This window comes from Cellulosimicrobium sp. BMG9.23 (assembly GCF_059159985.1).
Map to the genome: position 1 here is coordinate 58209 of NZ_JBZGBZ010000005.1, position 23464 is coordinate 81672.

The window sequence follows — 23464 nt, forward strand, 5'->3', positions numbered from 1 at the left end:
CACGCCTCAGAGTGTCGCAGACGCGTGTCGCGGACGACGGCCGCGGGCGAGGGTCGCAGCCCCCGCTGCGCGGATCCTTCCGCACGTTCGCGCGGTGCGCCGCGGTGAGACGCCGCCGTCCGGCGGGCCACCTCGCGATACGGTAACCATCCACGGACCGAGCACGTCCCGCCACCAGACGAGACACAGGCCTCGGCCGGTGGGCTGCGAGACCACGAGACGCGACGACGCGGGCGCCACGCGTCCCGTCCCCGAAGGAGGTGCCAGCAGTGGCCGACCTGCTGATCCTCACCCCTGCCACCGGAGGCTCCGTCGAGGTCCTTCCTGCGCTGGGCCTGCTCTCCCACCGCATCCGCGTCCTGCCGATGGAGCCGTCCGCGCTCGTGGACGCGCCCGACTCGGACGTCGTCCTGCTCGACGCGCGGCGCGACCTCGTGGCCGCACGCACGACGTGCCGGCTCCTGCACGCCACGGGTCTCACGGTGCCGCTGATCCTCGTCCTCACCGAGGGCGGCCTGACGGTCGTCACGGCCGAGTGGGGCGCCGACGACCTGCTGCTCGAGACGGCGAACCCGGCCGAGGTCGAGGCGCGGCTGCGGCTCGTCATCGAGCGCTCGGCGAGGGGGCCGTCGGACGACGGGCCGCAGGAGATCTCCGCGGGCGAGCTCGCGATCGACGCGAGCGGGTACACCGCACGTCTGCGCGGCCGCCCCATCGACCTCACCTACAAGGAGTTCGAGCTCCTCAAGTACCTCGTGCAGCACCCGGGCCGCGTGTTCACGCGCGCCCAGCTGCTGCAGGAGGTGTGGGGCTACGACTACTACGGCGGCACCCGTACGGTGGACGTCCACGTGCGGCGCCTGCGCGCCAAGCTCGGCCCCGAGCACGAGCAGCTCATCGGGACGGTCCGCAACGTCGGCTACCGGTTCGACCCGCCCAAGGACCGCCGTCCCGTGGCCGACGACGACACCGCGGACGCCGAGGGACGCGGACGCAGCGGGGCCGGGACCTCCCGGGACGGAGGCGCCGGCGCACCGGTAGGTTCGTCCGGGTGACGGCCGACACCTCCGACTTCACCGCAGCCCTCCCCGACGGACCCTGGCGGCACGAGTTCGTGCCCGCGAACGGGGCGCGGTTCCACGTCGCGCTCGCCGGGCCCGAGGACCGCGGCGTCCGCGACCCCGGGCCGCCGCTCGTCGTGCTCCTCCACTCGTTCCCCCAGTTCTGGTGGGCGTGGCGGCACCAGGTCGAGCCGCTCGCGGCCGCCGGGTACCGCGTCGCCGCGATGGACCTGCGCGGCGTCGGTGCCTCGGACAAGCCGCCGATCGGGTACGACGCCCCCACCCGGACGCGCGACATCGCCGGGGTGATCCGCTCGCTCGGCGCGGGCCGCGCCGTCGTCGTGGGCCACGGCACCGGCGGGAGCCTCGCGTGGGCCATGGCCTCCCTCCAGCCCGCCGTGACGACGGGCGTCGCCGCGTTCTCCGCACCGCACCCTGCGCGCCTGCACGCGTCCGCGCGCCGCCTGCTCACGCCGGCGGCGCGGCGCCACCTCGCCTTCTTCCAAGTCCCGACCCTGCCCGAGCGCGCCCTCACGTCCGGTGACCTCGTGGACCGCGTCCTCGCCGACGGCGCCGCCCGGGCCTTCGACGACGACGTCGTCGCCACCTACCGCACCGTCATGCGCATCCCGTTCGCCGCGCACACCGCCATGGAGTCGCTGCGCTGGGCGGTGCGCTCGACCCCGCGTCCCGACGGCCGGCGCTTCCTCAACGCGCTGCGCAGCCCCGTCGACATCCCGACGCTGCAGGTGCACGGCGGGCGCGACGGCCTGCTCCGCAGGGAGCTCGCCGACGCCGACGGCGCGGCCCTCGCGCGCGACTTCCGGTTCGAGGTGCTGCCCGACGTCGGGCACTACCTCCCCGAGGAGGCGTCTGACGACGTCACGGACCTCCTGCTCGACTGGCTGCCACGCACCACCCGGGACTGAGACCGGTGGCGAGCGCCGCCGTCGACGTCGACCTGTTCCGACGCCGACCCCATCGCGGTGAGGGTCGACCTCAGCTCGCCTTGACGAGCGCCGCCGCCTTCTCGGGGTCCGTCTCGCCGACGCCGTAGGAAGGGCACCACTGCGCGATGGTGCACGCGCCGCACGCCGGCTTGCGCGCGAAGCACACGCGCCTGCCGTGGAAGATCAGCCGGTGCGAGAGCATGGTCCACTCCGACTTCTCGATCAGCCCGCCGACGACCTGCTCGACCTTGACCGGGTCCTCCTCCGCCGTCCAGGCGAGCCGTCGCACGAGCCGCCCGAAGTGCGTGTCGACCGTCAGGCCCGGGACGCCGAACGCGTTGCCCAGCACGACGTTCGCCGTCTTGCGGCCCACGCCGGGGAGCGTGACGAGGTCGTCGAGGCGCGCCGGCACCTCGCCGTCGAAGCGCTCGACGAGCGCCTGCCCGATCCCGATCACCGACTGCGCCTTCGCCCGGAAGAAGCCGGTAGGCCGCAAGATGTCCTCGAGCTCCGCCCGGTCCGCGGCCGCGTACGCCGCGGCGTCGGGGTACGTCTCGAACAGCTCCGGCGTCGTGAGGTTCACGCGCTTGTCCGTCGTCTGCGCCGAGAGCACGGTGGCGATCAGCAGCTCGAGCGGCGTCGTGAAGTCGAGCTCGCTGTGCGCGTCCGGGTACGTGAGCGCGAGCTCGCGGTTGGTCCGCCGCGCGCGCCGCACGAGACCCAGGTGCGACTCGCCGTCGCCCGCCGGTCCCCTCGCCCTCGTCCGCGACGTCGTGCTCGGAGCTGTCACGGGAACCTGCTCGGCGTCGGTCACACGGCCACGTTAGCGCGCCCCTGCGACACCCGAGTTGCCACGGTAGGGCAGACTTGGGCTGAAAGATGACGAGGACGAGACGAAGGACACCCCGCGTGGACGACGACGTTGTGCTCTCCGCACCCCTGTTCGCGACGATGGACCCGGACGAGACGCGCACCCTCTTCGAGTCGATGCAGCAGATCGAGCTCTCCCGGGGTGACGTGCTCTTCCGCGAGGGCGAGCCGGGCGACCGCCTGTACGTGATCGCGAGCGGCAAGATCAAGCTCGGCCGCCGCTCCAACGACGGGCGCGAGAACCTGCTGTCGATCCTCGGCCCCGGCGAGATGTTCGGCGAGCTCTCGCTGTTCGACCCGGGCCCCCGCACCGCCACCGCGAGCTCCGTCGCCGACTCCGTCATCTACGAGCTCGGCCACGACCAGCTCGTCGAGTGGATCGAGAAGCACCCCAGCGTCGCGAAGCACCTGCTCAACGCGCTCGCGCGACGTCTGCGCCGCACCAACGAGACGCTCGCCGACCTCGTCTTCTCCGACGTCCCCGGCCGCGTCGCCAAGGCTCTCCTCGACCTGTCCACCCGCTTCGGCGAGGACACCGACGAGGGGATCCGCGTCGCGCACGACCTCACGCAGGAGGAGCTCGCACAGCTCGTCGGCGCGTCACGCGAGACCGTCAACAAGGCCCTCGCCGACTTCGCGACGCGCGGCTGGGTCCGGCGCGAGGGCCGCGCCGTCGTGCTGCTCGACCTGGACCGCCTGGAGCGTCGCGCGCGCTGAGCGTCCTGGGTGGTGTCCTTGCGGTCACCCGGGGTGCGGGTCCGGGGTCGCCCTGGGTGAGGGTGCGGGTGGGGGCGCCGCGTCTACCATCCGCGGGCTCGTCCCTCGCCCGCTCCCGCCAGACCCTCCACGACGCGGCGCCCCCACCCGCACCCTCCGGTGCCGTCTCACCTTCGCTCTGTGGTCAGGCACGACGCCGGGGCGAAAGTCGGTCAGGGACGTCGCCCTCGTGCGCGGTCAGGCACGACACCGGAGCGACGGCCGGCCGCCTCGATGCGCCACAGCGTGCCACCCATCGCCGTCGCGCGAGATGCGACTCGTTGCCGTCCACCGGCGAGGGTTCACGACAACGACCCGCATCTCGTGGCGCGACACAGGACCGGCCGAGCGTCGCCGTCGGGCACTGCGTGCAGCGACCGACGCGGGGACGCGAAAGGGTGACCTGACCGCCGAACGGGGTGGACCGGTGGCGGCGGCGGGTCGTGGTGGGTCTGGCGGGAGCGGCGCGAGGAACGAGCGACGCGGATGGTAGACCCGCCGCCGCCACCGGGGAACCCCGCGAACGCACGCCGCCACTGCGGAACCCCGCGAACGCCCGCCGCACCGGGAACCCCGCGGTCGTACGCCGATGAACGAAGAGAACTACTCCGCGAGCTCCACGACCAGCTCGACCTCGACCGGGGAGTCGAGCGGGAGGACGGTGACGCCGACGGCGCTGCGCGCGTGGACGCCGGCGTCGCCGAGGACGTCGGCGAGGACGGTGCTCGCGCCGTTGATCACGGCGGGCTGGCCGGTGAACGACGGGTCGCTCGCGACGAAGCCGACGACCTTGACGACCCGCACGACCTGGTCGAGGTTCCCGACGAGAGCGTGGACGGCCGCGAGGGCGTTGAGGGCGCAGACGCGCGCGAGGTGCGCGGCGTCGTCGGGCGGGACGAGGCCCTCGCCGTCGCCGACCTTGCCGGTCGCGGGCAGGGCGCCGTCGACGAACGGGAGCTGACCGGACGTGTAGACGTACCGGCCCGTGCGCACGGCGGGGACGTAGGCGGCGACGGGAGCCGCGACGTCGGGCAGCGTGATGCCGAGCTCGGCGAGGCGTGCGGCGACGGCGCCGGGTGCGCCGTCGGCCACTACTTCTCCCCGGTCGGGCGCTTGAGGTAGGCGACGAGGCCGTTGCCGTCGGGGCCGGTGACGACCTGGACGAGCTCCCAGCCGTCGGAGCCCCACTGGTCGAGGACGGCCTTCGTGTTGTGGATGATCAGGGGGATGGTCGCGTACTCCCAGGTGGTTGCCATGGGGCGAGCGTAGCCGTCCGGTGTCGCCTCCGCGGCGTGGCCTGCGCCACCGCCCGGACCCGTGATCGGCCCGTCGTCGTGCCGTCGTCGTGCCGTCGTCGGGCCGTCGTCGGGCCGTCGCACGCGGTTCCCGGGATGCTCACACAACCCGCACGCGCCCGGTGCGGGCTTTCCCGGGCCCCCGCCCGGCGGGCTCCCGTAGGGTTGGCACCATGGCTTCCCCTGTGCGCCCACGCGGTCGACAGATCAACGCGTACCAGCTCATCGCCCTCTTCCTGGCGTTCGTGCTGGTGTCCGGCGTGGGCGGCGTGCTGGCGGCCGGGCTGGTGGTCCCGCTCGCCGCGGGCGCCAACACGGCGACGGACAGCGCGCTCGAGGTGTTCGACGAGCTGCCCGCGGACCTCGAGCCCGGCCCGCTCGCGGAGCAGTCGCGCGTGTACGCGAACGACGGCACGACGCAGCTCGCGACGTTCTACACGGAGAACCGCATCGTCGTCCCCCTGGACCAGGTGTCGGAGGCGATGCAGAACGCGGTCATCGCGATCGAGGACAAGCGGTTCTGGCAGCACGGGGGCATCGACCTCGAGGGCATCCCGCGCGCGGCGGTGAACAACGTCCTGCAGAAGGACACGCAGGGTGCGTCGACGCTGACGCAGCAGTACGTGAAGAACGTCCTCATCGAGAAGGCGGTCCGTGAGGACGACACGATGGGCATCTGGGAGGCCAAGGAGAACTCGCTGGGCCGCAAGGCCCGGGAGGCGAAGCTCGCGATCTCGCTCGAGAAGCGGATGACCAAGGAGGAGATCCTCCAGGGGTACCTGAACATCGCGCAGTTCGGTGCCGCGTCGCTGTACGGCGTCGAGACCGCGGCGCAGCACTACTTCAGCAAGAGCGCGAAGGACCTCACCCCGGTCGAGGCCGCGACGATCGCGGGCGTCACGAAGGCGCCGTCGCTGTACGACCCGACGCGCAACCCCGAGGTGTCGCAGAGCCGCCGCAACACCGTGCTGCTGACGATGTACCAGCAGGGGTTCATCTCCAAGGAGGAGTACGACACCGCGCGCGCCACGCCGCTCGCCGACACGCTGAAGGTGAAGCCCGTCGAGGTCGGCTGCCAGGCGGCGGGCGGCGCGGCGTTCTTCTGCGACTACGTCACGAAGGTGATGATCTCCGACCCGGCGTTCGGCGAGACCGAGGAGGACCGCAAGGCGCTGCTGTACCGGGGCGGCCTCGACATCTACACGACGCTCGACCCCGCGATGCAGGTCGCGGCCGAGCAGCAGGCGAAGGCGGCCGTCCCGCCCGAGGACCCCTCCGGTGTCGAGGACGCGATCGTGTCCGTCGAGCCGGGCACGGGGAAGATCCTCGCGATGGCGCAGAACCGTGACTACGACGTCGCGGAGCAGCCCGCGCCGAACACGACCGCGGTGAACTACAACGTGGACCAGGCGCACGGCTCGTCGAGCGGCTTCTCGCCCGGGTCGACGTGGAAGGTCTTCGTGCTCGCGGAGTGGCTCAAGAGCGGCCGGAGCCTGTACCAGAACGTCAACGCCAACAGCCGGTCGTGGAACAACTCCGACTTCGACTTCTGCGGCGCGAACGTGCGCAACGAGTCGAAGCCGTGGCGACCGGGCAACTCCGACGGCATCGACAACAAGGGCTCGATCTCCGTGCTGCAGGCGACGTACAACTCCATCAACACGGCGTACGCGTCGATGGAGAGCCAGCTGCGCCTGTGCGACATCAAGACCACCGCCGAGTCGATCGGCTACAAGCCCTCCCGCCTCGCGGACCAGGAGGGCGGCGTGCAGATGTACCCCTCGATGGTCATCGGCACGCAGAACTCCTCGCCCCTCCAGATGGCCGCCGCGTACGCCACGTTCGCGAGCGGGGGAACCTACTGCGAGCCGATCGCGATCACGAAGGTCGTCGGCGCGGACGGTGCGGAGGTGCCCGTGCCCGCCGCGAGCTGCAACCCGAACGCGCTCGACCCCGCCGTCGCGAACACCGTGACGTACGCGCTCCAGTCCGTCATGACCCAGGGCTCGGGCAAGCGGGCGCAGCTCGAGGGCCGGACCTCGGCCGGGAAGACCGGGACGGCGAACCTCAACAAGCACACGTGGTTCATCGGCTACACGCCGCAGGTGGCGACGGCCGTCTGGATCGGCAACGCCGAGTCGGACATCGAGATGCGCGACGGGTTCACGATCAACGGCGTCTCGCGGCGCTGGTGGTTCGGCTCCGACCTCGCGGCGCCCACCTGGAAGGCGTACATGGACCAGGCGCTCGCCGGGAAGCCTGCCGTCGAGTTCGCCGCCCCCGACTGGGGCCGGGTCAACGCCCCCGCACCGCCGCCGACGGCCCCGACCACCCCGGAGGGCGGCGACACCGCGCCTCCCGCCCAGGAGGGCGCTCAGCCGCCGGCGAACGCCGACGGCGGCGGCAGGGGTGACCGCGGCGACCGCGGCGACCGCGGGAACGACGAGGGTCGCGACGCGCTCGAGGACTTCCTCGGCGACCTCGCCGGCGGCGGAGGGAACGACTGAGCGCCCGCGGGCGCGTCGCCGGGCAGGCTCTCGGGGCGCTCGCCGTCGCGGGCGTCGGTGCGCTGGCCTACGCGCACGTCGAGACGAAGCTCTTCACGCTGCGCGAGCTGACCGTACCGGTCCTGCCCCCCGGGGCGCGCGACCTCCGCGTGCTGCACGTCTCCGACCTCCACCTGGTCCCGACGCAGCAGCGCAAGATCGACTGGGTCCGGTCGCTCGCCGACCTCGAGCCGGACCTCGTCGTCGACACGGGTGACAACTTGGCCCACGTCGACGCGCTCGACCCGCTCCTGCACGCGCTCGAGCCGCTGCTCGACTCCACGCCGGGGCTGTTCGTCATGGGGTCGAACGACTACTACGCCCCGTCCCCGAAGAACCCGGCGCGCTACCTCCTCCCCGACGCGCGCGTGTCCCGGTCCGAGCCGCCGCGCGCGCTCCCGGCAGCCGAGATGTCCGCGGCGTTCCGGGACGCCGGCTGGGTGGACCTCACGAACCGGCGCGACGTCGTCGAGGTCGGCGGGCTGCGGCTCGACCTCGTCGGGGTCGACGACCCGCACCTGGACCGGGACGTGTTCCCGGAGGCCGAGCTCTCCCGGACGGTCGGCGCCGACCTGCGCCTGGGCGTCACGCACGCGCCCTACCGGCGGGTCCTCGACCAGATGCACGCCGACGGGTCGGACGTGATCATCGCGGGCCACACGCACGGCGGGCAGCTGTGCGTCCCGGGCTTCGGCGCGCTCGTCACGAACTGCGACCTCGACCGCCGTCGGGCCAAGGGGTTGCACGGCTGGCCGGGTGCGCGGCCGGGCGAGGACGGCGGCGAGGCGTCGACGTGGCTGCACGTGTCCGCCGGTGCCGGGACGTCGCCGTACGCCCCGTTCCGCTTCGCGTGCCGCCCCGAGGCGACGCTCCTCACGCTGACGTCCCGCTGAGGTCCCGCCGGCCTGCGCAGGGCGCGCGGACGGCGTCGGGCACGTCACCCGGACCCGGTTTCGTCGCACGGCACTTCGTCGGCTATTCTGGGCAGGCTTCCCCCGCGGAAGGTCAGGATCTCTCCTGGCCGCCGAGCACTGTTCGCAGTGCCCGACGACGCGTGGTGGGCAACCGGGGTGTGGCGCAGCTTGGTAGCGCGCTTCGTTCGGGACGAAGAGGTCGCAGGTTCAAATCCTGTCACCCCGACCAACAGAAAGGCCCTCTGGCCAGCGGAAACGCTGAGTCCAGAGGGCCTTTCGCATGTCGAGTCCTGTTCCCCAGGGAGATGTTGCGCATCGGCGGAGCGGGTTGGAGGCGGTGTCCGCGTTCACGCGCCGCGCCTCTCGCGGCAGCTGCTGCCCTCTGCCACCGAGCGCGGTGGGCTCATGGCATCTTGGACGTCGCCGATGACGGTCACCCGACCGCCATCACCGGGGTCAGGGTCGGGGATGATCAGCTCGGGGTCGACGAGATAGACCTCATGGCCGTCCAGCGTGAGTCGACGCACGACTTCGAGCAGCATGCGCCGCGCCACGTCGTCGATCGAGGAGACCCTCGTGAGATCCAGGACCACCCTGGGTTCTCGAGGTGGGGTGTCCACGAACTCGCGAACGATTCGCTCGGCTCCGGCGAAGCGGATCCCACCCTGCGCCTGGAGCACTCGGATCGCGGCCGGTCCGAGCCCGTGGACGTCGTTGGATCGCACGACCGCACGCGCCGCTGGCGCGACCTCCATCGCATGCAGGCCCATGTCGGACGTGAACCGCTGGAACAGCGAGACACCACGAACGCTGTTCCCCTGTGCATCCAGCCGAGGGGAGAAGGTGGCGACGCCGAGCTGACCGGGCAGCGCGCCGATCAGGCCCCCGGCCACGCCGCTCTTGGCGGGTATGCCCACCTGGGTCGCCCAGTCGCCGGCCGCGTCGTACATCCCACAGGTGGCCATGACGGCCAGGACCTGACGCACCACGGCGCCGTCCACCACCTGCTCGTGGGAGCAGGGATTCACGCCACGGTTCGCCAGCGTCGCAGCCATCACGGCCAGATCCCGTGCCGTGACGAGCACCGAGCACTGGCGGATGTAGCCATCGACCACGGCCCTCGGGTCCTCCGTGAGAATCCCGTGGCTGCGGAGCATGTGCGCGATGGCGAGGTTGCGGTGCGCGTTCCCCATCTCGGATGCGCAGACCGTCTCATCGATCTTCAACTGACGGCCGGCGAACGCCGACAGCCCCTGGACGATGCGCTCGACACGCTCGGTCGGCGCAAGGTTCTCCGCACCGGCGAGCGAGTGAACGGTTATCGCGCCTGCGTTGATCATCGGATTTCGGGGCCGACCCGTGTCGATCTCGAGGGAGATCTCGTTGAACGCCTCCCCGGACGGCTCGACCCCGACCTTGGCGAGCACCGGGTCGAAGCCGCGATCGGAGAGGGCCAACGCGTACGCGAACGGCTTCGAGATCGATTGGATCGTGAACTCGACATCGGCGTCACCGGCGCCATGGACCTCGCCGTCGACCGTGGCGAAGACTGCACCGAGGCGCCCGGGATCCGCCGCGGCGAGCTCGGGGATGTACCCCGCCAGCTCCCCGGAGATGTTCGACTTCACGTCTCTCAGGACGTCGGTCAGATAGTCGGGAACGATCGATCTCATCCACCCTCCTCCAGAGGCGTTCATCCGCCCGCATCATGAACTGCGCCGAGCAGCGCGCGTGACGAGGTCGATATCGGCAGGGACCACGCCCCGCGAACTGCTCGTCGATCTCGGTATGGAAGAAGATCCGCTCTCCCATCGGCAGGGTCGACGAAGTCGGCTCTGCCGACTCGCGCTGCGGCGACGCTCACGGTGTAGGCGTCGATCGGTGTCGCGCGTTCGAGAGCGACCGTGACGGGCATGCTTTTCATGTCTGTGAGCTCCGGCGCCTCCGCCTCCCCGTGACGGGACACGTTCTGCTGGCCGGTCATCACCTACGAGACCTCGACGACGAAGGTGAGCGCGGCCCAGGCCGAGACGGTGGCGATCGTCGTCCAGATGACGATGGCGACGGCCTGCCAGAGCAGGACCCAGCGGCGTGGAGTTCCGCCGGCCACGAGGATCGCCGAGGTGATCTGGGTCGGGATGGCGAGCGGGCCGAGGATGCTCGCGCCGGGGACACCGAAGCGGACGAGCCATCTGTTGAAGCGCCGGCGTCCCTTGGACTCCGGCTTGGTGGCCGCCGTCTCCTGGGACGCCTCCCCGACGGCGCTCGGACGCACGCCGGCGCCTGCACTCACCCCGACCAGGTTGGATCGTCGATCGACGACGGCCGTCCTGGCGCGTGAGGTGACCGCGACGACGAGCAGCACGCTCAGGAAGTTCCCCGTGGCTGCTGCGACGGCCGCGACGATGGGGTTCAGACCACCGGCGACACCGATGAGAGCCCCTACCTCCCCCTCGGCGAACGGGATCGCAGCGGCGAGCATGATGATGAACGGCTGGACGATCTCGGGCACCTGGGCGACGAGCTCCTGGAAGTCGCTGATGAGTTTCTCGATGGGAGTCATGTCCGACCTTTCGGTTCTTGCGATGTGGGTGCGTCAGGTGGTGACGCTGTCGTCCTCGCCGTGGGCGGAGCCGATGAAGGTGCGCAGGGCGTCGTTGACCTCGCCGGCGTGCGTCCAGAGCAGCCCGTGCGGGGCACCCTCGACCTCCACGTAGTGGGCGGCGGGCAGTGCCCGAGAGAAGCGACGGGCCGTGCTGTCGATGGGCAGGATCCTGTCGGCGGTGCCGTGGAGGATCAGTGCCGGTTTGCCGCTGCTGCGAACTGCGTCGACATCACGACGAAAGTCCTCGATCCACGAGGACACGACCGCGTAGGACGCCACCGGGGCGCTGGCGATCGCGATGTTCCAGCTGCCGGTGACCGCTTCCTGGCTGATACGAGAGCCGAGGTTCTCGTCGAGGTTGTAGAAGTCGGAGAAGAACTGCGCGTACCAGGCGTAGCGGTCGCTCGTCGCCTGGGCGACGATGCCGTCGAACACCTCCTGCGGCACGCCTTCGGGGTTGTCGTCGCGAGCGACGAGGAAGGGCTCCAGCGAGGCGAGGAATGCGAGCTTGGCGACCCGCGCGTGGCCGTACTGCGCGACGTAGCGGGCGAGCTCGCCGGTCCCCATCGAGAATCCGACGAGGATGACGTCGCGCAGGTCGAGGGTCGCCAGCAGGATGTTCAGGTCGGCAGCGAGGGTGTCGTAGTCGTAGCCGGTGCTGACCTTCGATGACCGGCCGAAGCCGCGACGGTCGTAGGTGATGACCCGGTACCCGCCGGCCAGGAGTTCCCGTGTCTGGTGCTCCCAGCTGTGTCCGTCCAACGGATACCCGTGGATCAGGACGACGGGCTGGCCCGTGCCCTGATCCTCGAAGTACAGCTCGATCGGCGTGCTGTTCTCTGTCCCGACGCTGATGTATGCCATGGTCTGCCTTCCTGTGGTGAGCCCGGTGCGAACCGTTCGCCCGGGCGGATCGTGTGGTGGTCGTCTTCGCGTCACCGGCTGGTCGAGACGGGCAACCGGTCGGCGCACTCGTGCGCACCGACCAGGCTCTTCGCAGCGGACTGGAGCGCATCCCCGAACGATCGAGCGTGCTGGAACCGGTCGTTGCGGTCCTTGGCGAGTGCTGTACGGAGCACCGTGTCGAGCGCCGGTGCGATGTCGGAGCGGTAGGCGCTGGCTCGCACGGGTGCCTGGTGCACGTGCTGGTACGCGATGGCGACCGGGTCGTCACCGACGAACGGCGGCCGTCCGGTGAGCAGCTCGTAGAGCAGGCAGCCGGCGGAGTACAGGTCGCTCCGGGCGTCGGCGATCTCACCGCGCACCTGTTCGGGAGAGAGGTACTGAGCGGTTCCGAGGAAGGTGTGGGTCTGAGTTGCGGTCATGCCGGAGTCGCCACCGACGCGCGCGATCCCGAAGTCCACGACCTTGATCCCGCCGTCGGGCGTGACCATGACGTTGGCCGGCTTGATGTCGCGGTGGACGACGCCTGCGCGATGGCTGAACTCCAGCGCCGACAGGACATCCATCTGATGCCCGACCGACTCCTCCAGCGCGAGCGCGCCCTCACGGAGCCGAGCTCGCAGCGACCGGCCGGCGACATGCTCCATGACGATGAACGGAACGCTCGGCTCGTCCGCCCGGCCACCTTCGACGTGCTCACCGACGTCATGGACGGAGACGATGCCGGGGTGGTCGAGACCAGCGACCGTCTGCGCTTCCTGCCGAAACCTGGATCGGAGCAGCGGGTCACGGGCCAGCTCTGCGCGGAGCACCTTGACCGCGACCATGCGCTCGAGACGGTTGTCACGAGCCAGGTGGACAACGGCCATGCCGCCCCGGCCCAGGACGTCGCGGAGCTCATAGCGTCCGCCAAGCACGCGATCCGTGCTCATGAGGTCTCCTCGCCTTCTCATGGTCGGTGCGACCGGGGATGGCTCCGACGTCGGGTGGATCGTCTGAGACGCAGGGCGCCCGCCCCACGGACGCTGGTCCGCCGGGACCGCATACCCGGTCCCGGCGACGTCATCAGGCTCGCACCGACGGCCGGGCCCTCGCGTCGGTGGCGACCACGTAGGTCTCCACCGCCTGGCGTCACCGAGAACGTCGGTGGCGCAGGTGAGGACCGGAGCCGTACCGCTTCGCGTCAGGGACGGTTACTGTGGCGGCTACCTACTCGGTGGCGTTCGACAGGAGCACAACCTGACGGATCTCGTGGGCCGGCGCTCGGAGCGTGAAGCGGTCGAGAAGCTCCTCTCCCTGGCTCGGTCCGGGCACAGCGGCTCTGTCGTGGTGCGCGGGGAGGCCGGGATCGGGAAGACGGCCGTGCTCGAGCACGCTCGGCAGACGGCGCTCGCGTCAGCCTTCCGAGTGGAGTCCTCGGTCGGCGTCGAGTCCGAGACGCAGTTCGCGTTCGCTGGGCTGCACCAGCTGTGCGCTCCCCTGCTGGATCGCATCGACCCGCTGCCCGAGCCGCAGCGTGCCGCTCTCGGAGTGGCGTTCGGCCTCCGCGACGGCGCCGCGCCAGACCGGTTCCTGGTCGGGCTGGCCATCCTCAACCTGCTGGCCGAGGTCGCCGAGGAGGAGCCGCTGCTGTGTCTCGTCGACGACGCCCAATGGCTGGATGAGGCGTCGGCGCAGGTCCTGGCCTTCGTGGCCCGGCGGCTGGGGGCCGAAAGGTTGGCCCTCGTGTTCGGGGTGCGCGACTCCGACGAGGGCGACCGCCTTCCGTTCACCGGGCTGCCCGAGGTACGGCTGGAGCCGCTCGGCGAGCCCGATGCCCGTGCGCTGCTCGGTGCTGCGTTGCCCACGCCGCTGGACGAAGGTGTGCGAGAACGGATTCTCGCCGAAGCGGGCGGCAACCCGCTGGCACTGCTGGAGCTGCCCAGCAACGCACGGCCGATGCAGCTCGCCGGCGGGTACGAGCTGCCCGACGCGATGAGCGTCCCGCGCCGCATGGAGGAGAGCTTCCGACACCGGTCGGCCAGCCTCCCGGCGCAGACGCAGCTGCTGCTGCTGGTCGCCGCGTCCGAGCCGACGGGCGACGTGGCGCTCCTGTGGAGCGCAGCGGCGCGTCTGGGGATCGATCGCGAGTCGGCCGCGCCGGCAGAGGTCGCCGGGCTGTTGGAGATCGACTCCAGGGTGCGGTTTCGTCATCCGTTGGTGCGCTCTGCCATCTACCAGGCCGCCACGTCACCGGACCGTCGCCGCGCCCACGGCGCGCTGGCCGAGACGACCGACCCGCGGTCTGACCCGGATCGTCGTGCCTGGCACCACGCGCAGGCGGTGCTCGGAACTGATGAGGAAGCCGCCGAAGAGCTGGAGCGCTCGGCGGAGCGGGCGCGCGCCCGCGGGGGTGTGGCCGCCGCGGCCGCGTTCCTGCAGCGCGCGGCCGAGCTGTCTCCTCTGCCTGCCGATCGCGCGAGACGGGCGTTGGAAGGAGCGCACGCCAAGCACGAGGCCGGTGCGACCGAGGCCGCCCTCGAGCTGCTGGCGGTCGCGGCCACCGGGCCGTTGGACGCTCTCCCACGCGCCCGCCTCGAGCTGCTCCGCGCCCAGATCGCCTTCCACCGGAGTCGAGGTAGCGAGGGGCCGCGGATACTGCTGGACGCCGCCAGGACACTGACCCCGCTGAACGCACCCCTGGCCCGTGAGACCTACCTGGAGGCGCTGGACGCGGCGATCGTGACCGGCGACTCCCGCGGCGGCGTGCGGAAGGTGGCCGAGGCCGCCCGGGCCGCCCCGGCACCGCCCATGGTGCCGCAGCCGGCGGACCTGCTGCTCGATGCCCTCGTGACGACCTTCACGCAAGGATACGAGGCGGGCGTGCCGGAGCTGCGTCGGGCGTTGATCGCCTTCGTCCGCGAAGAGCCGCACCCGGGGTCCGTGGGTGACCGCGAGAGCCACCGCTGGCTGTGGTTGGCCAGCAGGACCGCGATGGCGATCTTCGACGACGAGATGGCCCACGCCCTGGCAGACTGTCACGTCCGGCTTGCTCGGGAGGCCGGCGCGCTGGCCACGCTCCCGGCTGCCCTCCTGGTCCAGTCCGTGATGCTGGTGCTCTCCGGCGAGCTCGCTCGTGCCTCCGGGCTCGCCGACGAGCAGGCCGCGATCATGGCCTCGACGACGGCAGTGCCGTTGCTCCACGCCCGGCTCATCCTCGCCGCCTGGCGCGGCCGCGCGCACGAGACAGGCGAGATCCGGGCGACCATCATCCGAGTGGCTGCCAGACGTGGGGACGACTCCGAGGTCTCGCTGGCGCAGTACGCGCTCGCGGTGCTCCACAACGGTCTGGGAGAGTACCCATCGGCTCAGACCGCCGCGACGCGGGCGTTCCAGTCGGACGAGCTGACGCACAGCAACCTGGCCCACTCCGAGCTCATCGAGTCAGCGGCCCGTGCCGGTCAGCCGGAGCACGCGGTCGAGGCGATGGAGCAGCTCTGCACCCGGGCTCGTGCCAGCGGTACGCCGTGGGCGCTCGGAATGGCGGCGCGCGCACAGGCGCTCATGAGCACCGGATCGGTGGCAGAGGACCAGTACCGCGAGGCGATCGGGCAGCTCAGGAACAGCCGGGCGGGCGGTTACCTGGCCCGTACTCATCTCGTCTACGGCGAATGGCTCCGTCGTGAGGGCCGCCGCCGAGACGCCCGCGACCAGCTCCGCACCGCCCATGAGCTCCTCACCGACATGGGCGCGGAAGCCTTCGCTGCCCGCGCCGCAGGTGAGCTCCGCGCCACGGGCGAGCACCCACGAGCACGTACCGCCCAGCCGACCGACGAGCTCACCGCCCAGGAGCTGCACGTCGCACGGCTGGTGGCCACCGGAGCGACCTCCCGTGAGGTCGGCGCACAGCTGTACCTCAGCCCACGGACCGTCGAGGCCCATCTACGCAACATCTTCCGCAAGCTCGGCATCACCTCGCGCCGCCAGCTCACAGAGTTCCGTCTTCCCTGACCGGACCGGAGCAGGTGGCGCCGACGATAGGTGGCTGCTACCGACGCGAAGTCCAGGCCGCGGCGGCCAGGCTTGCACCATGCACCCGTCCCGCGTCCCCCACCCCTGCGGAGCAGATCTGCCGTCGACGTCCCGGAGGATCGAGCGCCTCCCGGCACGGCGCCGGCCGGCCACGGAGCTCAGCGGCCACGCTGCGAGCGCCTCCGCGTGCTCGGGAGCGGAACGATGAAGGTCTTCATCCTTGGCGTCAGTGGGGCTGTCGGTACGCTGCTGGCGCGGAACCTGATCGACCGGGGTGACGACGTCGCCGGACTGGTACGTCGTGGCGAGCAGCAGAGAGACCTCGCTGCCCGGGGAGTCGACGCTCACGTGGCTCAGCTCGCGGACCTCACTGCTGACGCGCTGGCCCCCATGCTCACCGGGGCCGACGTCCTCGTCTACACCGCCGGGTCGAACGGCGGTACGAGGAAGGTCACGGCCGCCATCGACGGCGAAGGTGTGGTGAAGGCGCTCGAGGCAGCACGACTTGCCGCTGTGGGTCGCTTCATGCTCGTTTCCGTCCTTCCCGAGGCCGGGCGCGCGTCCGACCTCGGCGAGGATGTGGAGTTCTACTTCGCGGTCAAGAAGCTGATCGACGTCACGGTCAGCATGAGTGACCTGGACTGGCTGATCCTTCGGCCGTCCTTGCTCGTCGACCGCGACGGGATCGGGACGATATCGCTGGGTCCGGCGCAGCCCCACGACGAGATCCCACGCCAGGACGTGGCCGCCACGCTGGCGGAACTGCTCCACGAGCCCCGGATCCGCAAGCGGATACTCGAAGTCACTCAGGGCAGTACGCCCATCGCTCGGGCGGTGCTGGCGAACGTGCCGTGATCGGCCACGGCTTGAGCACGAGGAACCACCCCGCAGAACCACGACGAGCCGAGAGCAACGCCCAGCATCGGATGCGCTTCGGGACGACGAGGGCGCAGGTTCAGATCCCGCGATCCGTGTGCTGCTACGTTCCCCGCATGCGGACGACACGGTGGGCGGTCCTCGGCCCTGGTCAGATCGGCGGCTGGTTCGCCCGGGCGCTGCCGCGCTCGGAGCACGGGACCCTCCACGCCGTGGCGAGCAGCGACCCCGACCGGGCGGCCACGTTCGCCCGCGCTCACGGCGCCCCGGTGACCGGCACCTACGCCGAGATCCTTGCGCGCGAGGACGTGGACGCGGTCTACGTCTCTACGGTGCACACGACGCACGCGGACCTCGCCGTGGCCGCTCTCGCCGCGGGCAAGGCGGTGCTGTGCGAGAAGCCCGTGGCGCCGACCGCCGCCGAGACCGACCGTGTCCTCGCCGCCGCGGCCGCGCACGGTGTGCCGTTCGTCGAGGCGTACAAGCACCGGTTCGGTCCCTTGGCCCGTGCTCTGGACGCGACCATCGCCGACGGCGCGCTCGGCACCCCGCTCCACGTCACCTCAGCATTCGGGTTCGAGGCCGCGGAGCGGACGGGACGGCTGTTCGACCCTGCCCTCGCGGGTGGCGCGATCCTCGACGTCGGCGGCTACCCGGTGTCGCTCGCCGTCGCGATCGCCGCGGCGGCCGGCGTGGACCTCGCCGCGCTCACCGTCACGGACATCGCGGGCGCTGTCGGCCCGACGGGTGTCGACGAGCACGCGTCGGCGACGATCGCCGCCGACGGCATCACGGCCGACGTCGAGTGCTCCGTCGTCGCGGACCTGGCGCGGTCCGCCGTCGTCGAGGGTCCGGCCGGGGTCTTGCGGCTCGACGACGCGTTCGGCAGCCGGGACGACTCGGCGGCGTCCTTCGTCGTGCGTGCCGGCGGTCGCGAGCGCGTCGTCGAAGAACCGACCGTGGACCCCTTCGCCGCCGAGGCGGACGCCGTGTCGCGCGCTCTCGCCGACGGACGGACAGAGGCGCCCGAGATGCCCTGGGAGCACACGCGCACCGTCGCGCGCCTCCTCGACCAGTGGCGGACGGCGCTCGTGGCCTGAGACCCTCGCGTGCCGGGCGGCCTGACGGCGCGCGCGAGAGACTGAAGGCGTCCGGGAAGCCCTCGAGAGGGAGGTCATCGTGGCTGCAGGGACGATCGTCGTCGTCGGGGGTGGTCTCGCCGCCGCCAAGGCCGTCGAGACGCTGCGCGACGAGGGGTTCGACGGCGAGGTGCGCGTCGTGGCGCGTGAGCGGCACCGACCCTACGAGCGTCCTCCGCTCTCGAAGGACTACCTGCGCGGCGAGGTCGAGCGCGACTCCGTCTTCCCGCTCGCCGAGTCCTGGTACGCCGAGCACGACGTCGAGCTGCTCACCGGTGCGAGCGCGACGGCCGTCGACGTGGCGGCGCGGACCGTGACCCTCGCCGACGGCCGCACGATGCCCTACGGCACGCTGCTCCTCGCCACGGGCTCCGAACCCCGGCGCCTTCCCGTGCTCGGCATCGACCTCGACGGCGTCCACGAGCTGCGCACGCTCGAGGACAGCGAGCGGCTCGCCGCGACGTTCGAGGCGTCCGCGCGCGAGGGCGCCGGCCGGCTCGCGATCGTCGGCGACGGGTGGATCGGGCTGGAGGTCGCGGCCTCAGCGCGCTCGACGGGGATGGACGTCAGCGTCGTCGGGCTCGGGGCGCACCCGCTCGACCGGGTGCTCGGGCCCGAGATGGGCGAGCTCTACGGGCAGCTCCACACCGAGCACGGGGTGCACCTGCACCGGCGCGCCGAGGCGTCGGCGATCACGGGCAGCGAGGGCGCCGTGACCGGCGTCGCGCTCGCCGACGGGACGCACGTCGACGCCGACGTGGTGCTCGTCGCCGTCGGCGCGGTGCCCAACGTCGGCCTCGCGGAGGCCGCCGGCCTCGCGATCGACTCGGCGACGGGCGGCGTCGTCGCCTCCGCGACCCTGCAGACGACCGACCCGGACGTGTTCGTCGCCGGAGACGTCGCGAGCGTGCCGTACGCCCGGTACGGCCGGTCGATCCGGGTCGAGCACTGGGCGACGGCTCTCAACCAGGGTCCGCACGCCGCGCGCGCGATGCTCGGCGCGACGGACCCCTACCCCGGCCTCCCGTACTTCTTCTCCGACCAGTACGACGTCGGGATGGAGTACCTCGGCTTCGTCGCGGGCCCGGACGCCTACGACGAGCTCGTCGTGAGCGGCTCCGTCGCCGACCGCGAGCTCGTGGCGTTCTGGGTCAAGGACGGCCGCGTCGAGGCCGGCATGGCCGTCAACGTGTGGGACCGCATGGACGACGTCAAGGCCCTGATCCACCGCGACGGCCCGGTCGACCGCGCCGAGCTGGAGTCGTTCGTCGGCTGACGTCCGCGCCGGTGCGGTCGGATCGGTCGGGTCGCGACCGCGGGTGGGACGACGCCGGTGCTCGGGCTGCCGCGCCGTCACCGTGGTCGTCCGGCCGGAGGTTCTCGAGCGCGGCTCTTACGCCCTTCGCATCCGACGCCGCCCCACCCGCTCACCCATCACCTCACCACGGGCAGCGCCCGAGAATGAACCGTGGGTCGACCACGGAGAGGCCAGGTCGCCCAGATAGAACCGCAGGTCGCGAGGTAGAACTCGGCGAGCTCTACCTCGCGACCGGACGTTCTACTTCGCGGGATCGTCTCGCCCGTGGCGAGCGCAGACCAGGGCGAGACGGCACCAGGAGGGGTGGGTGGGGGCGCCGCGTCGTGGTGGGTCTGGCGGGAGCCGCGAGGAACGAGCGGCGGATGGTAGACGCGGCGCCCCCGCCCACCCCGACACCCGAGGCGACCACGCGCCGTCGGTCACGCTACCGGGCGTCGCCTCAGGGCACGTCGCGCTGCGGCTCGCCGACGTACTCGCTGAGCGGTCGGATGAGCGCGTTCGCGGCGCGCTGCTCCATGACGTGCGCGGTCCAGCCGACGACGCGCGACGCGACGAACAGCGGCGTGAACATCGGGGTATCGAAGCCCATGAGGTGGTACGCCGGGCCGGCCGGGTAGTCGAGGTTGGGGAGGATGTTCTTGCGCTCGGTCATGGCGGACTCCAGCGCGGTGTAGAGCTCGAGGAGGTCCGGGCGGTCGTAGTGCTCGACGAGCGCGTCGAGCGTCGCGCGCATGGTCGGCACGCGCGAGTCGCCGTGCTTGTAGACGCGGTGCCCGAACCCCATGATCTTGCGCTTGCTCGCGAGGGCGTCGTCGAGCCACGCGTCGGCGCGGTCGGCAGTACCGATCTCGGCGAACGTCGCCATGACGGCCTCGTTCGCGCCGCCGTGCAGCGGGCCTTTGAGCGCGCCGATCGCGCCGGTGACGGCGGAGTGCAGGTCGGAGAGCGTCGACGTGATGACGCGCGCCGTGAACGTCGAGGCGTTGAACGAGTGCTCGGCGTACAGCACCATCGACACCTCGAACGCGTGCACCACGGCGGGGTCGGGCTCCTCGCCGAACGTCATCCACAGGAAGTTCTCGGCGTAGCCGAGGTCGTCCCGCGGCTCGACGATCTGCAGCCCGCGGCGCCGGCGCTGGTCCAGAGCCACGACCGCGGGCAGTGCCGCCCACAGGCGCAGCGCCTTGGCCTGCTCGGCCTCGGACGAGGAGTTCTCGGCGTCGGGGTCGTGCGCCCCGAGCTGCGACACCGCGGTGCGGCACACGTCCATGGGGTGGCACGTCGTCGGCAGCTCGAGGACCGCGTTGCGCACGTTCCCCGGCAGGGCGCGGTGCGCCCGCTCGACGGCGGTCTGCTCGGCGAGCTGCTCGGGCGTCGGGAGCTCGCCGTGCCACAGGAGGTACGCGACCTCCTCGAAGGAGCGGCGCGCGGCGAGGTCCTGCACGGGGTAGCCCCGGTACAGCAGCGAGTTCGTCTCGGGGTTGACCTTCGAGACGGCCGTGACGTCGACGACGACGCCGGCGAGGCCCTTGCGGATCTCGGGCCCGTCGACGGGGGTGGTGCTGGCGGGGGTGCTCATGCGCTCACTCCTTCGTGGTGCAGCTCGGGTGGTCGTCAGGGTCGGTAGGTGAAGATGCCCTCGTCGAACTGGTTGTAGGCGGCGTAGTCGAGGAGCTCGTAGAGGCGCGCGCGCGTCTGCATGCCCTCGACCTGGCCGGCCTGGGTCCCGGTCCCGGCGATCTCGTCGAGCGCGCGCTCGGCCGCGCCCATCGCGACCCGCAGGAGCGTCACCGGGTAGATGATCAGCGCGACGCCCGCGTCACCGAGCTCGCGCCGCGTGAAGAGCTCGGACTTGCCGAACTCCGTCATGTTGGCGAGCACCGGCACGTCCACGGCCGACGCGACCGCCTCGAACTCCCCGAGGTCCTTCATGGCCTCGGGGAAGATCGCGTCCGCCCCGGCGTCCACGAGCGCCTTCGCGCGGTCGATCGCGACGCGCAGCCCGGCGTCCCCCGGGACCGTCCCGCGCACGTCGGTGCGCGCCATGACGAGGAAGCCGGGGTCGCGCCGCGCGTCGACGGCGGCCCGCACACGCTTCGCCGCCTCGTCGAGCCCCACGACCTCCTTGCCGTCGAGGTGGCCGCACCGCTTGGGGTTCACCTGGTCCTCGACGTGCGCGCCCGCGACCCCGGCGTCCTCCAGGGTCTGGACCGTGCGAGCCACGTTCATCGGCTCGCCGAAGCCCGTGTCGGCGTCGACGAGCGCCGGCAGGTCGGTGACGCGCACGATCTGCTGCGAGCGTCCCGCGACCTCGGTGAGCGTCGTGAGACCGATGTCGGGCAGCCCGAGGTCGGCGGACAGGACGGCCCCGGAGACGTAGACCCCCTCGAAGCCCTTGTCCTGGATCAGCCGCGCCGAGAGCGGGTTGAACGCACCGGGGAGCCGCAGCGGCTCCCCCGCGCTCCGGGCCTCCGCGAGCGCCGCGCGGAACGCCTGCCGCTTGTCCGACGGCGTCACCTGGCTGTACAGCATCACTCGCCTCCTGCGTCGGTCGTCTCGGTGCCCGACGTCGCGGGCTCGCCGGGTGCACCCGGGCGTGCCGTGGCCTCGGGCGCGTCGTGCATCGTGAATCCCTCGCCCTGGACCTCGGGTGACGGTCCGTCCTCGCCCGAGGCCGCGGCGTCGGGCCGGCCGAGCTCGAAGAGCCCGCTCGGCGTGGGCACGGAGTCGAGCAGGCCGGGGCGGCCGACGACCGTCAGCTCCCGCACCTCGGCCGCCGTGAGCGACGGGAGCCGCTCGGCAAGGTCGAGGAAGCGCTCGATCTCGGCGTCTTCGAGGACACCGGCGGCGAGCGTGCGGAACTTCTTCACGTACTGCGCGCGGCCGAACGGCCGTGCGCCGAGGGGGTGCGCGTCGGCGACGGCGATCTCCCGGACGAGGCGGCCACCGTCGGCCAGCTCGATCTCCACGCGACCGCCGAACGCCTTCTCCGCGGGGTCGGTCGCGTGGTAGCGGCGCGTCCACTCGGGATCCTCGGCCGTGGTGACCTTCGACCACAGCTCGACGGTGTCCGGGCGCGCAGCCCGCTCGGGTGCGTACGAGTCGACGTGGTGCCAGCCGCCGTCCTGGAGCGCGACGGCGAAGATGTACGGGATCGAGTGGTCGAGCGTCTCGCGCGACGCGGTCGGGTCGTACTTCTGCGGGTCGTTCGCGCCGGAGCCGATGACGAAGTGGGTGTGGTGGCTCGTGTGGATGACGACGCTCGCGACGTTCGCAGGGTCGGCGAGCCACGGGTGCTCGTCGTGCAGCGCCCGCGCGAGGTCGATGAGCGCCTGGGACTGGTACTCCGCGGAGTGCTCCTTCGTGTACGTGTCGAGGATCGCCGTCCGCGGCTCGCCCGGCGAGGGCAGCACGACGTCGTACGCCGCGTCGGGCCCGTCGAGCAGCCACGCGACCACGCCGTCCTCGCCCTCGTAGATCGGCTCGGGCGACGTCTGGCCGCGCATCGCGCGGTCCACGGCCTCGACCGCGACCTTGCCGGCGAACGCGGGCGCGTGCGCCTTCCACGTCGAGATCTGGCCCTTGCGCGACTGCCGCGTGGCCGTCGTCGTGTGCAGGGCCTGGCCGATCGCCTGGAAGATCGTGGTGGTGTCCAGGCCGAGCATGGTCCCGATCCCCGCCGCGGCGGACGGGCCGAGGTGGGCGACGTGGTCGATCTTGTGCCGGTGAAGCGAGATGGCCCGGACCAGGTCGACCTGGATCTCGTACCCGGTGACGATGCCGCGCACGAGCGCTGCGCCGTCCGCTCCCGCGTGCTGAGCGACCGCGAGGATCGGCGGGATGTTGTCGCCGGGGTGCGAGTACTCGGCGGCGAGGAACGTGTCGTGGAAGTCGAGCTCGCGCACCGCGACGCCGTTGGCCCACGCCGCCCACTCGGGGCTCGTGCGGGTCGCGAGGTCGCACCCGAACACCGTCGACCCCGGGGAGTAGGGGTGGGCGAGCGCCTGGCCGCGCGCGGCCACCGCGGGGCTGCGCGTCAGGCTCGCGGCCGCGACCGCGGCGTTGTCGATGACACGGTTGATCACCATGTCCGCGACCTCGGGGGTGACCTCGACCGGGTCGGTCGCCAGCTCGGCGAGCTTCCACGCGAGCTGGTCCGTGCGGTCGAGCGGCTTGGCGCTGGGGTAGACGCGCAGGTGGTGGGTGTACGGCATCGCTGG

General features: G+C 71.8%; 18 protein-coding genes, 1 tRNA gene and 1 pseudogene. 10 read left to right on the forward strand and 10 right to left on the reverse strand.

What is annotated here, in order from left to right; genetic code table 11:
- Positions 1-269: 269 nt before the first annotated feature.
- Together AC4H2G_RS09050 and AC4H2G_RS09055 are read left to right on the forward strand one after the other, a co-directional pair.
- Positions 270-1055 (forward strand): winged helix-turn-helix transcriptional regulator, encoded by a 786-nt coding sequence (locus AC4H2G_RS09050; protein WP_494365432.1) that lies wholly within the window; start codon positions 270-272, stop codon positions 1053-1055.
- Positions 1052-1990: an alpha/beta fold hydrolase gene (locus AC4H2G_RS09055; protein ID WP_494365433.1), complete on the forward strand. Its 939-nt coding sequence runs from the start codon at positions 1052-1054 to the stop codon at positions 1988-1990. Before AC4H2G_RS09050 ends, AC4H2G_RS09055 begins: the two co-directional genes overlap by 4 nt.
- A gap of 70 nt (positions 1991-2060) precedes the next feature.
- Here the strand turns inward: AC4H2G_RS09055 and nth are convergent, their stop codons facing one another.
- Entirely contained in the window at positions 2061-2801 is a 741-nt protein-coding gene (gene nth / locus AC4H2G_RS09060; RefSeq protein ID WP_494365434.1) for an endonuclease III, read from the reverse strand.
- A gap of 119 nt (positions 2802-2920) precedes the next feature.
- Here nth and AC4H2G_RS09065 point away from each other — a divergent pair, with 119 nt between their 5' ends.
- A complete protein-coding gene (locus tag AC4H2G_RS09065; protein ID WP_494365435.1) occupies positions 2921-3598 on the forward strand; it encodes a Crp/Fnr family transcriptional regulator in 678 nt (225 codons plus the stop codon).
- A gap of 642 nt (positions 3599-4240) precedes the next feature.
- Here AC4H2G_RS09065 and AC4H2G_RS09070 read toward each other — a convergent pair.
- Together AC4H2G_RS09070 and sp36 are read right to left on the reverse strand one after the other, a co-directional pair.
- Entirely contained in the window at positions 4241-4729 is a 489-nt protein-coding gene (locus AC4H2G_RS09070) for a RidA family protein (RefSeq protein WP_494365436.1), read from the reverse strand.
- Positions 4729-4893 (reverse strand): Sp36 family protein, encoded by a 165-nt coding sequence (sp36, locus tag AC4H2G_RS09075; protein WP_021481786.1) that lies wholly within the window; start codon positions 4891-4893, stop codon positions 4729-4731. Before sp36 ends, AC4H2G_RS09070 begins: the two co-directional genes overlap by 1 nt.
- 212 nt (positions 4894-5105) lie before the next feature.
- Between sp36 and AC4H2G_RS09080 the strand changes: the two genes are divergently transcribed.
- The 3 genes from AC4H2G_RS09080 (at position 5106) to AC4H2G_RS09090 (ending at position 8621) form a co-directional block, all read left to right on the forward strand.
- Positions 5106-7439 carry a transglycosylase domain-containing protein gene (locus AC4H2G_RS09080; protein ID WP_494365437.1) on the forward strand — a complete coding sequence of 778 codons (2334 nt, stop codon included), beginning with the start codon at positions 5106-5108 and terminating at the stop codon, positions 7437-7439.
- Positions 7436-8371, forward strand: a complete 936-nt coding sequence (locus AC4H2G_RS09085; protein WP_494365749.1) for a metallophosphoesterase — start codon at positions 7436-7438, stop codon at positions 8369-8371. The genes AC4H2G_RS09080 and AC4H2G_RS09085 overlap by 4 nt, the downstream gene beginning before the upstream one ends.
- 173 nt (positions 8372-8544) lie before the next feature.
- Positions 8545-8621 (forward strand) — tRNA-Pro (locus AC4H2G_RS09090).
- Between the two features lie 118 nt (positions 8622-8739).
- Here AC4H2G_RS09090 and AC4H2G_RS09095 read toward each other — a convergent pair.
- The 4 genes from AC4H2G_RS09095 to AC4H2G_RS09110 form a co-directional block, all read right to left on the reverse strand.
- Positions 8740-10065 (reverse strand): glutaminase, encoded by a 1326-nt coding sequence (locus AC4H2G_RS09095; RefSeq protein WP_494365438.1) that lies wholly within the window; start codon positions 10063-10065, stop codon positions 8740-8742.
- 314 nt (positions 10066-10379) lie between these two features.
- Complete coding sequence (locus AC4H2G_RS09100; protein ID WP_494365439.1) at positions 10380-10955, reverse strand: small multidrug efflux protein; 576 nt, start codon at positions 10953-10955, stop codon at positions 10380-10382.
- A 33-nt stretch (positions 10956-10988) separates the two neighbouring features.
- Positions 10989-11861 (reverse strand): alpha/beta fold hydrolase, encoded by an 873-nt coding sequence (locus AC4H2G_RS09105; protein ID WP_494365750.1) that lies wholly within the window; start codon positions 11859-11861, stop codon positions 10989-10991.
- Between the two features lie 71 nt (positions 11862-11932).
- Positions 11933-12832, reverse strand: coding sequence for a protein kinase domain-containing protein (locus tag AC4H2G_RS09110; RefSeq protein ID WP_494365440.1), 900 nt, complete (start codon positions 12830-12832; stop codon positions 11933-11935).
- A gap of 319 nt (positions 12833-13151) precedes the next feature.
- Here AC4H2G_RS09110 and AC4H2G_RS09115 point away from each other — a divergent pair, with 319 nt between their 5' ends.
- The 4 genes from AC4H2G_RS09115 to AC4H2G_RS09130 all read left to right on the forward strand — a co-directional run bounded on the left by AC4H2G_RS09115 (position 13152) and on the right by AC4H2G_RS09130 (position 19202).
- Positions 13152-15890: an ATP-binding protein gene (locus tag AC4H2G_RS09115; protein WP_494365751.1), complete on the forward strand. Its 2739-nt coding sequence runs from the start codon at positions 13152-13154 to the stop codon at positions 15888-15890.
- Positions 15891-16115: 225 nt separating this feature from the next.
- Positions 16116-16766 (forward strand): NAD(P)H-binding protein, encoded by a 651-nt coding sequence (locus tag AC4H2G_RS09120; RefSeq protein ID WP_494365441.1) that lies wholly within the window; start codon positions 16116-16118, stop codon positions 16764-16766.
- Positions 16767-16903: 137 nt separating this feature from the next.
- The gene (locus AC4H2G_RS09125; RefSeq protein ID WP_494365442.1) at positions 16904-17887 is read left to right on the forward strand and encodes a Gfo/Idh/MocA family protein; all 984 of its coding nucleotides are present in this window, start codon (positions 16904-16906) and stop codon (positions 17885-17887) included.
- Positions 17888-17966: 79 nt separating this feature from the next.
- Positions 17967-19202, forward strand: coding sequence for an NAD(P)/FAD-dependent oxidoreductase (locus tag AC4H2G_RS09130; protein ID WP_494365443.1), 1236 nt, complete (start codon positions 17967-17969; stop codon positions 19200-19202).
- Between the two features lie 481 nt (positions 19203-19683).
- On the opposite strand, the gene AC4H2G_RS09135 is transcribed toward AC4H2G_RS09130, so the two are convergent.
- The 3 genes and pseudogenes from AC4H2G_RS09135 to AC4H2G_RS09145 all read right to left on the reverse strand — a co-directional run.
- On the reverse strand, positions 19684-20823 hold the full coding sequence (locus tag AC4H2G_RS09135; RefSeq protein WP_494365444.1) for a bifunctional 2-methylcitrate synthase/citrate synthase: 1140 nt from the start codon (positions 20821-20823) through the stop codon (positions 19684-19686).
- A gap of 35 nt (positions 20824-20858) precedes the next feature.
- On the reverse strand, positions 20859-21776 hold the full coding sequence (prpB, locus tag AC4H2G_RS09140) for a methylisocitrate lyase (protein ID WP_494365445.1): 918 nt from the start codon (positions 21774-21776) through the stop codon (positions 20859-20861).
- 167 nt (positions 21777-21943) lie between these two features.
- A pseudogene (locus AC4H2G_RS09145) lies at positions 21944-23458 on the reverse strand (MmgE/PrpD family protein); the annotation flags it as partial.
- Between the last annotated feature and the right edge of the window lie 6 nt (positions 23459-23464).